Raw genomic sequence first — 10,996 nt, 5'->3', positions numbered from 1 at the left:
GTCCATCAACTTCCCTCGTCCCGCCATTTCCGACGGCTCCGATCACGTTCGTCCGGCAACCCTGCGCGGTCTTGCTCCTGACCAGACCCTTGTCCTGATCAACGGTCAGCGCGGCCATGTCGGCGCCCTGGTGAACGTAAACGGCGCGCTTGGCCGTGGCTCGACCGCCTTCGACCTGAATACGATTCCGTCGATCAGCCTTGGCTCGGTCGAAGTCCTGCGTGACGGTGCTTCGGCGCAATATGGCGCCGACGCCATCGCCGGCGTCATCAATCTGCGTCTGCGCCAGGCGTCGAGCGGCGGCGGCATCACCGCCAACTACGGCATCTACGACACCGACTTCACGACCGCGCGCGGCGAGCACAGCCGCCGCGACGGCGAACAGACCTCGCTCGCCGGCTGGATCGGCCTGCCCCTGTTTGGCGACGGCTTCCTGACCCTTTCGGGCGAAGTCCAGAAACGCCAGCCCACCAATCGCTCCGACTACGCTGCGACCACCGCCGTCAACGGAGGCAGTGCGACCACCGTCATCGGTCGCTTCGGCGATCCCTATACCGAAGCCTACACCGGCTATTTCAACGCCGGCAAACCGCTTGGCGGCGAATGGGAAGCCTACGCCTTCGGCGGCTATCAGAAGCGCAAGTCCGAGGCTGCGGCGACCGCCCGCGCCTTCAACAACTCCAACAACGTCACCGCCATCTATCCCAATGGCTTCTTGCCGATCATCGCCGCCGACATCGACGACTACAATATATATGGCGGCCTGAAAGGCCCCGCAGCCGGCTTCGACTGGGACATCTCGGTCGGCTATGGGCGTAATGAGCTGGACTATCGCGTCTTGAACTCCTTGAACGCCTCCTATGGCGCCGCGTCTCAGACCCAGTTCGACGCCGGCGGCCTCAGCTACGGTCAACTGACCATCGGCGTGGATGCGGTCAAACAGATCGAAGCGAACCTGTATGAACCGCTCAACGTCGCCTTCGGAGTCGAATACCGACGCGAGGACTTCAACGTCACCGCAGGCGAGCCGACATCCTACAACAAGGGCCCCGTCACGGCCGGCGGCGCCGGATCGCAGGGCTTCCCTGGCTTTGCGCCATCCAATGCGGTCGATGTCGATCGCAACAACATCAGCGCTTACATCGACCTGGAGGGCAAATTCTCCGAGCAGTTCAGTGTCGGTCTGGCCGGGCGCTACGAGGACTATTCCGATTTCGGCGATCAGCTCACGGGCAAGATTTCGGGACGCTACGACTTCACCGAGGCCTTCGCCCTGCGTGGCGCCATATCGACTGGCTTCAAATCGCCAGCCCTTCAGCAACAGTACTTCAGCTACATCGCCACCAACCTTGTCGCCACAGCGGGCGGCGTGGTGCTGCAGCAGAACGGCTCGTACCGGGTCGACGATCCTATCGCGATCGCCCTGGGCTCAAAGCCGCTGGAGCCCGAGACCTCGACCAACTACTCGCTCGGCGCGGTCTTCCGACATGAAGGCTTCGAACTGACGGTGGACACCTACCGCATCGATGTCGCTGACCGGATCATCTATTCCGAGACGCTCGGCGTGTCGCGGCCCAGCCAGACGGCGCAATCCACGGCTGCCATTCAGGCTCTGCTCGCTCCGTTCGGCGTGACCGGCGCGCGGTTCTTCCTTAACGGTGTGGACACCTCGACCAGCGGCGTCGATGTCGTGGCGCGCTATCGGACGCAGCAGGATTTCGGGCGGTTCGATTTCACACTGGCGGGCAACTTCAACTCCACCGAAGTGACCAAGACGCCAGCGGTTCCCAGCAACCTCGCCATTGCCCCGTCCGACGCCTTCCTCTTCGACCGCTCTTCCAAACTGTCGTTTGAGCAAGGCACGCCGGAACAGAAGATTGTCGCCAGCGTGGACTGGTCGCTGGGCGACTTCGGTGCGACCTTGAAGGGCACCAGCTACGACAGCGTTCTGGTCGCCAACAACAACGCTACCCTGGACTACGAAACGGGCGACGCGCTGCTGGTGGATCTGGAGGGCCGCTACACCCTACCGTTCGGCGTGTCGCTCGCTGTCGGCGTGAACAACCTGACCGATGAATATCCAACCGCCACGCCGACCAACATCAACGGCGCGACCGGTTCGGTGGGCTACCCGAGCTACTCGCCTTACGGCTTCAACGGCCGCTTCTTCTACGGCCGTCTGAGCTACAACTTCTAAGCCAACTGATATCCCACTCGAATGGGGCGTTCTTCGGAGCGCCCCATTTTGCGTGTCAATAGATTTCCTACTGACTGCCGCAATAAAACATGGCCGCCTGCGTCGATTGACCCGCCGCATCTTCGCCCTGATATCGCCATGACCGCTGGGCCTCCCCGCCCTGCGGTCGGAGATGGTGATAATGATATTGTCAGATTCAGAGGCTGTTCGGCGCGTCGTCGCGCGATGTTGCGGCTGAGACCGCACGCCATACCCAATCCCAAGCCGATCATAAAAAGCCCGTCGCGGTCAGCGGCGGCGATGCGCGCTCGCGCCAAAAACAGACTTTAGGAAATCTCTCAATGCGCTCTCTTTCCCAACGGGCCGCCGCACCGGCCCTGCTCGCAACCGTTTCGACCTTCGCCCTGCTGAGCGCCGCCCCGGCCTTTGCTCAAAACGCCGAACCCGTCGCCGATGAGGCGGCGCAGGTGGACGACATTGTCGTGACCGGCACGCGGGTCCAGAACCGCTCGCGTCTCGACACCCTGGCGCCCGTCGATGTCGTGACGTCCGAGGCGTTGCAGACGCGTGGCACGACCGAGTTCGCCACGGCCCTGGCCCAGGCCGTGCCGTCGCTGACCTTCCAGCGGCCGTCCGCCAACGATGGCTCGGACTCGATCCGCCCGATCACCTTGCGCGGCCTGTCGCCGGACCAGACGCTGGTGCTGGTCAACGGCACGCGTCGCCATGCCTCGGCCCTGGTCAACGTCAACGGCGTGGTGGGGCGCGGGTCGGCCGCCGTCGATCTGAACACCATTCCGACCGGCGCTCTGGACCGGGTTGAAGTGCTGCGTGACGGCGCCTCGGCCCAGTACGGCTCGGACGCCATCGCCGGTGTGGTGAACCTGCGCCTGAAGGAGGCCTCCAGCGGCGGCGGCGCCAGCGTGACCTACGGCCAGTATTTCACCACCGTGAAGACCGCGCGCGGCGAACGCGACGAGACCGACGGCGGCACCGTCACGGCCTCGGCCTGGCAAGGGTTCTCGCTGGGCGACGACGGCTTTCTGACCCTGTCGGCGGAGTATCTGAATCGCGAGTCGACCAATCGCTCGGACTATGATCCCCGCGCGGCGGCGAACGGCGCGATCACCGCCCGCTTCGGCGACCCGGATGTGGAGCAGTGGACTGTCTTCGCCAACGCCGGCAAGGGGCTGGGCAACGGTTGGGAGGCCTATGGCTGGGCTGGCTATCAGGACCGCGACAGCGAAGGCGCCGCCTTCCCTCGCCTGTCCGACAACGTCAACAATGTCGCCTCGATCTACCCGAACGGCTTCCTGCCGAAGGTCGCCATCAATTCGAAAGACGCCTCGCTGGCCGGCGGCCTGCGCGGCGAACTGGCGGGCTGGAACACAGACATCAGCCTGGCCTATGGCCGCAACGCCTTGGACTTCCGCACCGAGGATTCGCTGAACTCCACCTACGGCGCGACTTCGCCGACCAGCTTCGATTCCGGCAGCCTGATCTATGACCAGCTGGTGCTGGGCGCCGACTTCAGCCGTGAGTTCGAGGTCGGTCTGTCCGGCGGCCCGCTGAACTTCGCCTGGGGCCTGGAGCAGCGCTGGGAGAACTACAAGATCGAGGCCGGCCAGCCTGAAAGCTACAACCGCGGGCCGTTGGGCGCCAACACGGCCCTGACCGGCGGCGCCCAGGGCTTCGTCGGCTTCCAGCCCTCGAACGCCGTGGATGTCGACCGCGACAACTTCGCCGCATACGCCGACGTTGAAATTCCCCTGACCGACAAGCTGCGCGTCGAGGGCGCCGTGCGGTTCGAGGACTATTCCGATTTCGGCGACACCCAGACGGGCAAGCTGTCGGCCCGCTATGACTTCACCCCCAGCTTCGCCCTGCGCGGTTCGGTCTCGACCGCCTTCCGCGCGCCGTCGTTACAGCAGTCGTATTTCACCTCGACCGCCTCGGTGATCCAGAACGGCGCCGTGGTCGAAACCGGCACATTCCCGGCCACCAGCGCGGTCGCGACGGCCCTTGGCGCGCGTCCGCTGAAGGCTGAGACCTCGACCAACTATTCGGTCGGCGCGGTGGTGCGACTGGGCCGGTTCGACCTGACTGTCGACGCCTACAAGATCGACATCGACGATCAGATCGTGCTGTCGGAGCTAATCAATCGGACGTTCTCGGGCCAGGTCGCCAGCCTGCTGGATCCGCAAGGCGTCCAGGCCGCGCGCTTCTTCCTGAACGGGGTCTCGACCTCGACAGAAGGCGTGGACATCGTTGGACGCTATCGCCTGCCGACCGATACGCTCGGCGATTTCGATTTCACCGTCGCGGCCAACTTCAACGATGTGTCGGTCAACCGCGTGCCGACGTCGTCCTCGGTGCTGAACCCGGTGCCGACCCTGTTCGCCCGCCAACGCATCCTGACCATCGAAGACGGCACGCCCGACACCAAGGTTTCGGCGTCGGCGGACTGGAGCCGGGACAAGTGGGGCGCCACGATTCGCGCCACCTACTATGGCGACGTGTTGCAACCCGGATCGACGGCGGCGAATGACTACAGCACCGGGGCCAAGACGGTCGTGGATCTGGAAGGCCGGTTCCAGTTGACCGAGCGCGTGGGCGTGGCGATCGGCGTGGACAATGTGTTCGACGAATATCCGGACTTCGTGCCGGCGTCGCTGAATTCCAACGGCGTTCTGGGCTTCCCCTACTATTCGCCCTTCGGTTTCAACGGTCGTTACGGCTATGCGCGCCTCAGCCTGAAATGGTGAGGTCGGGCTGAACGAAGGCCAGGCGAGGGCGCTCTGCGGAGCGCCCTTTTCCTTGTTTGCATTACGAAATCTTCAGCTTGACCGTTCCGCTTTGCCCCAGTTGCGACACATATCGCCGTTCAACCTACGCGCTGCCAGAGGGGGCTTTGGAGGGACCAGATGAAGACCAGATCGATCGCAGCCGGCGTCTTGGCGCTGACGCTTTTTGCCGGCGCGGCCAACGCCATGACGGTTCAGGAATTCCTGACCACCGCCAACGCCATTCCTCAGAATCCCACCGCCCTGCTGCGCTCGGACACCCGCCGCCTGATGGCCGAGTTCCGAACCGCCGTTCGCACCGTCCGCGCCGAACAGACCCAGGCCAAGGCGGCCGGTCGTCAGCCCGCAACCTGCATGCCGGACAAGGTCGGCTTTTCGCCCAACGCCATCCTGGGCCATTTCAACGCCGTCCCGCAAAGCCGGCGCAACATCAGCGTGACCCAGGCTGTGCGCGAATGGATGGCCCACGACTATCCCTGCGCCTGACCACCGCCGATTGAGGAATTCCGGTTCGTCCCCAAGGCGGCGCGATCTGTCCACGGTCCAGGCGGCGTCCGCGTCTGACGCAGGGGCGTGAGAGGGCTAAAGCGTTAATCGATGAACGCCTTCGCCCCCATGCCCTTTTCGTCGTCTCCGCTGGACTCCGGCGGCGTCGCTTCGATGCCGCACAATCTGGAGGCCGAGCAGGCGCTGCTGGGCTCGCTGATGTTCGACAACGCCGTGTTCGAGCGGTTGAACGACCGGCTGCGCGGCTCGCACTTCTACGAACCCTTCCACCAGCGGCTGTTCGACGCGATCGAGGACCATATCCGCCAGGGGCTGCTGGCCGAGCCCACCATTCTGATGGAGCGGTTCAAGCAGGACCCGGCGTTCCAGGAGTTCGGCGGCCTGCGCTATCTCGCCGATCTGGTCGACCGCGCGCCGCCCGCCGCCAATGCGCCAGACTACGCCCGCGTCGTCTATGACCTGGCCTTGCGCCGCGACCTGATCCGCATCGGCGGCGACATGATCAAGGAGGCGCCCAATCCGGAGACGCCCGCCGACGAGCAGATCGAACAGGCCGAACAAACCCTGTATTCGCTGGCCGAGACCGGCAAGCCCTCATCCGGTTTCGTCAGCTTCTCCAACGCCTTGTCCGGTGCCGTTCAGATGGCGGCCGAAGCGTATCAGCGCGAGGGCAAGCTGGCCGGCCTCGCCACCGGCCTGAACGATCTGGACCGCAAACTAGGCGGCCTGCACCCTTCCGACCTGTTGATCCTCGCCGGCCGTCCGTCGATGGGCAAGACAGCGCTGGCGACCAACATGGCCTTCAACGTGGCCCGCGCCTATCAGTGGGAGCCGACGCCGGAAGGCCGCAAGACGGTCAACGGCGGCGTCGTCGCCTTCTATTCGCTGGAAATGAGCGCTGAGCAGTTGGCGATGCGTATTCTGGCCGATGCGTCAGGCGTGTCGTCGGACAAGCTGCGCAAGGGCGAGATCGACGCCGCCGACTTCGGCAAGCTGCGCGACGCGGCGGTCGAGATCGGCGAAAGCCCCCTCTACATCGACGCCACCGGTGGCCTGTCCATCTCCAAGCTGGCGGCCCGCGCGCGCCGCCTGAAGCGTATGGAACATGGGCTGGACCTGATCATCGTCGACTATCTGCAGCTGGTTACGACCGGCAACAGCGGGGGCCAAAAGAACCGCGTGCAGGAGGTGTCCGAAATCACCGGCGGGCTGAAGGCCCTGGCCAAAGAACTGTCGGTGCCGATCATCGCCCTGTCGCAGCTGTCGCGTCAGGTCGAGCAGCGCGACGACAAACGCCCTCAACTATCGGACCTTCGGGAATCCGGCTCGATCGAGCAGGACGCCGACTGCGTGATGTTCGTCTATCGCGAGAGCTACTACTTGGGCCGGGCCGAGCCGCGCGAGGGGACCGAGGAACACTTGCAATGGCAGCAGGACATGGACCGTCTGCAAGGCCAGGCCGAAGTGGTCATCGGCAAGCAGCGCCACGGCCCCATCGGCATCGTCAAACTGGCCTTCGACGCCGACACCGTCCGCTTCGGCAACTTGGCGCACGGCTATGAAGAAGTCAGCTACGAGTAGCCTCTTCCATCGGCGCGGTGTTGGCGCATAAGGACGCCATGACCGCATCGACCCCCGCCGTCCTCTCCGTCGATCTGAACGCCCTGGCGCGCAACTATCACACGCTGGAGGCCGTCAGCGGCCAGCCGGTGCATCCGGTGGTCAAGGCGGACGGCTATGGATTGGGCGCGCAGGCCGTGGCGACACGGCTGATGGCCGAGGGGGCGCGAACCTTCTTCGTGGCGCGGGCGGCGGAGGGCGCGCGGCTGCGGGCGGCCTTGGGCGCCGATGGTCCGGTGATCTATGTGCTCGACGGCTGTCACGGCGACGATGCGGCGATGCTGAAGGCGTCGGACCTGCGGCCTATGCTGAACCATCCGGCGCAGATCCAGGCCTGGAGGGCGGCGGGCGGCGGGACCTGCGGCCTGCAGATCGACACCGGCATGAACCGGTTGGGTATTCGGCCCGAGGACGCGCCCGAGGCGTTCGACGGCCTGGCCCTGGTCCTGACCCACCTCGCCTGCGCCGACGAACCGGCCAATCCAATGAACCGGCGCCAGCGTGACGCCTTCGCGGGCGTGCTGGATCGCTATCCGGGCGTGATCCGGTCGTTCGCCAACTCCAGCGGCTGTTTCCTGGGGCCTGACTTCGCCTTCGACACCGTTCGGCCGGGCATCTGTCTTTACGGCGGTGGTCCAGAGGGGCGTCCCGATCCCCGGATTGCACCCGTGGCCACGCTGACGGCCGAAGTGCTTCAGGTTCGCGACGTGCCGGCGGGCGAGAGCGTCGGCTATTCCCGCGGCTACATCGCCGAACGCCCCATCAAGGTTGCGACCGTGGCGGCCGGCTATGCGGATGGATTGCTGCGATCCTATTCGCCCAAGGGCGTCGTCTGGATCGCCAACGAGACCCGGCCGCTGCTGGGTCGGGTCTCGATGGATGTCTGCGCGGTGGACATCACCGGCCTGGATGTCGCGGTCGGCGATCCGGTCGAACTATTCGGCCCGCACCGCCTGTTGGACGACGCCGCGGCCGCTGCGGGGACCATCAGCTACGAGCTGCTGACCTCGATCACCCCCCGCGTGCCGCGCGTCTATTCTCAGTAGCCGGCGCCCATTCCGGCGAGCCCGGCCATGCCGACCGATGCGGCGACGAAGCTCATCGAAATAGCTCCCACGATCGCGGAGATGATGAAATACATCACGACGCCGGCGATCACCGTCACGATGAAATAGCCGACCTTCTTGTCTTCCGGCACCTTCATCAGGATCGGCAGGCCGACGAACAGCAGATAGAAGCTGTACAGGCCCAAGATGGCCAGGATGCCCAGCATCGGGATCAGGCCGAACACGCCCGCCAGCCAGGCGGCGGTCCAGGAATAGACGGCCAGCTTCATGGCCTGAACCTTATTGGCCGTCCCGCCGAAGTTCGGCGCCAGCGCATTGATGATCAATCCCAGCAGGAAGACCCCCAGCAAGGACATGCCGTAGCTGACGAGCGCCACGACGATCGCGCCCACGATCGACAGCTTCACGCCCATGATCGGCATCAACTGACCGCCGAGCAGCGAACAGACCGGGCCGATCGCCGCCAGGATCATCGCATAGCGGGTGAACAGGCTTTTGGTCGTGGCGAACTCGCCGTCGATCTTGAGCCATTCAGACTTGGGTTGCAGCAGTATGCCCTTGACCCGCGCGACCAGGGCCGGATCGACAGCGGGTTGGGAGTGGGTCGTCGGATCGGTCATGGCAGGCCTCGGCGAGAGAAGATGGGCGGATGTTGACGTTGCGTCGCCTCAAGAAGCAAGGGTGTGCGACACATTCTCAATACCCCAATATGGCAAAGGTTGCGCCTGCGACCGAAACTGTCGTGAGCCGAGGCCATGTCCGGCGCGACCGTTCGATCTGCTAAGGAAGCCCATGGCTCGCGATTCCGCCCTCTATGTCTGTCAGTCCTGCGGCTCGGTCCACAGCAAGTGGTCGGGCCAGTGCGGCTCCTGCGGCCAGTGGAACACCTTGAGTGAAGAGAGCCGCTCGGCTCCGCCGGGTGCGATCAAGCCGTCGGCGACGGCTTCGGCCCGCACGCGCGGCATTCAGTTCGAAACGCTTCAGTCCGACACGCCTGAGCCGCCGCGCATTACGACGGGCGTGGCTGAGTTCGACCGGGTCTGCGGCGGCGGCGTCGTGCCCGGCTCGGCCATCCTGCTTAGCGGCGATCCGGGCGTGGGCAAATCGACGCTGTTGCTGGAGGTCGCGGCCAAGGCGGCGTTGCGGGGATCTCGCGTGGCCTATATCTCGGGCGAAGAAGCTGTCGAGCAAATCCGCGCCCGCGCCAAGCGGATGGGCCTGGCCGATGCGCCGGTCAATCTGGCGGCCGCGACGGCGCTGCGCGACATCCTGGGCACGCTGAAGCGCGAACAGTTCGACATCGTCATCGTCGATTCGATCCAGACCCTGTGGTCCGACGTCCATGAAAGCGGCCCCGGCTCCATCACCCAGGTCCGGGCCTGCGCCGGCGAGATGGTGCGACTGGCCAAGTCGCAGGGCGTCGCGGTGGTCCTGGTCGGCCACGTCACCAAGGACGGCCAGGTCGCCGGCCCTCGCGTGGTCGAACACCTTGTCGACGCCGTCATGACCTTCGAGGGCGAGCGCGGCTATCCGTTCCGCATCCTGCGCGCCGGCAAGAACCGCTTCGGCGCCACCGACGAGATCGGCGTGTTCGAAATGGGCGACGCCGGCCTGCGCGAAGTCGCCAATCCCTCCGCTCTTTTCCTCGGCGAGGGCAAGGAGCGCGCGCCGGGCGCCGCCGTCTTCGCCGGGATCGAGGGCTCGCGCCCCGTCCTGGTCGAGATGCAGGCCCTGGTGTCCAAGTCCGCCTATGGCACCCCGCGCCGCGCCGTGATCGGCTGGGAGACGGGACGTCTGGCGATGGTTCTGGCCGTGCTGGAGGCCCGCTGCGGCTTCGGCTTCGGCGATCAGGACGTCTATCTGAATGTCGCGGGCGGCTTACGCATCAATGAACCGGCGGCCGACCTCGCGGCGGCGGCGGCCCTGATCAGCTCGGCGACCGGCGTGTCCCTGCCCCAGGGCTGCGTTGTCTTCGGCGAAATCGGCCTGTCGGGCGAGGTCCGCAGCGTAGGCCGCGCCGAGGCCCGACTGCGCGAAGCGCAAAAACTGGGCTTCGATCAGGTTCTGAGCCCGACTTTGACCGCCAAGACCAAGGGGGTGAAGGTGACATCCGTCACGCGCCTGACGGATGTGGTCGAACGAATCTCGCAGAACCGCTATTAGACCCTCGTAGCAACCGCAGGATCCCGCACGCGTGACCGGATACGACGTCTTCGCCATCGTGGTGATCCTGTTTTCCGTCGCCGCCGGCTGGGTGCGCGGCGGGGTGCGCGAGGTCATTACGCTGCTCAGCGCGACCTTGGCGGCCCTGGTCGCCCTGATCGCCCTGCCCTGGACCGCCGGCGTCACGCGCGCCTTCGTCGATCCCGAGTGGGCCGGGTCGATCCTGGCCGCCGTCCTGACTTTTTTCGTCGTCTATTTCGGCCTGCGCCTGGTCGGCTCGATGATGTCCAAGAGCGCCAAGGATCATCCGCACCTCGGCGTCATCGACCGCATCTTCGGCCTGTTCATCGGCGGCATTCGTGCGCTGGTCCTGATCGGCGCGGTGCATCTGGTCATCGTCGCAGCCCTGCCGGGCGAGCGCACGCCGCTCTGGCTCGGAAAGGCGGCCCTCTATCCGGTCAGCGCCATGGGCGCGCGGATGATCCAGATGGTCCTGCCCAGCATCGGACGCGGCGCCGACGCCATCACGCCGGTCGTGGATTCGTCCGTACGGCGGGGGTTTTCGGACGACGAAGCCTTGCCCCCGACGCAATCAGAGCCTAACTCGCGCCGCGAAGCCGCCCCTTAAGTTTCCCCGG

8 protein-coding genes are annotated in these 10,996 nt (G+C 65.5%); 7 read left to right on the top strand and 1 reads right to left on the bottom strand.

Features of this window, described 5'->3' with window-relative positions; all coding sequences use genetic code 11:
- From RT123_RS10615 to alr, 5 genes are all read left to right on the top strand, one after another.
- On the top strand, positions 1-2,197 hold a 2,197-nt coding region (locus RT123_RS10615; RefSeq protein WP_313009112.1), incomplete at its 5' end, for a TonB-dependent receptor.
- Positions 2,198-2,538: 341 nt separating this feature from the next.
- Positions 2,539-4,962, top strand: a complete 2,424-nt coding sequence (locus RT123_RS10610; RefSeq protein WP_313009111.1) for a TonB-dependent receptor — start codon at positions 2,539-2,541, stop codon at positions 4,960-4,962.
- Between the two features lie 159 nt (positions 4,963-5,121).
- Positions 5,122-5,487, top strand: a complete 366-nt coding sequence (locus RT123_RS10605; RefSeq protein WP_039245215.1) for a hypothetical protein — start codon at positions 5,122-5,124, stop codon at positions 5,485-5,487.
- Between the two features lie 111 nt (positions 5,488-5,598).
- Positions 5,599-7,089 carry a replicative DNA helicase gene (locus tag RT123_RS10600; protein WP_313009110.1) on the top strand — a complete coding sequence of 497 codons (1,491 nt, stop codon included), beginning with the start codon at positions 5,599-5,601 and terminating at the stop codon, positions 7,087-7,089.
- A 38-nt stretch (positions 7,090-7,127) separates the two neighbouring features.
- Entirely contained in the window at positions 7,128-8,174 is a 1,047-nt protein-coding gene (gene alr / locus RT123_RS10595; RefSeq protein WP_313009108.1) for an alanine racemase, read from the top strand.
- Here the strand turns inward: alr and RT123_RS10590 are convergent.
- Positions 8,168-8,815, bottom strand: a complete 648-nt coding sequence (locus tag RT123_RS10590) for a Yip1 family protein (RefSeq protein ID WP_055808406.1) — start codon at positions 8,813-8,815, stop codon at positions 8,168-8,170. The genes alr and RT123_RS10590 overlap by 7 nt on opposite strands.
- Positions 8,816-8,987: 172 nt before the next feature.
- Between RT123_RS10590 and radA the strand changes: the two genes are divergently transcribed.
- Entirely contained in the window at positions 8,988-10,358 is a 1,371-nt protein-coding gene (gene radA, locus RT123_RS10585; RefSeq protein WP_313009107.1) for a DNA repair protein RadA, read from the top strand.
- 31 nt (positions 10,359-10,389) lie between these two features.
- Positions 10,390-10,986: a CvpA family protein gene (locus RT123_RS10580; protein ID WP_313009106.1), complete on the top strand. Its 597-nt coding sequence runs from the start codon at positions 10,390-10,392 to the stop codon at positions 10,984-10,986.
- Positions 10,987-10,996: the final 10 nt, after the last annotated feature.

This window comes from Brevundimonas vesicularis, from assembly GCF_032067225.1.
In the GTDB taxonomy this organism is placed as follows: domain Bacteria; phylum Pseudomonadota; class Alphaproteobacteria; order Caulobacterales; family Caulobacteraceae; genus Brevundimonas; species Brevundimonas vesicularis_F.
The sequence above is the reverse complement of the archived record's forward strand: the minus strand, read 5'-3'. Positions and strand labels throughout refer to the sequence as shown.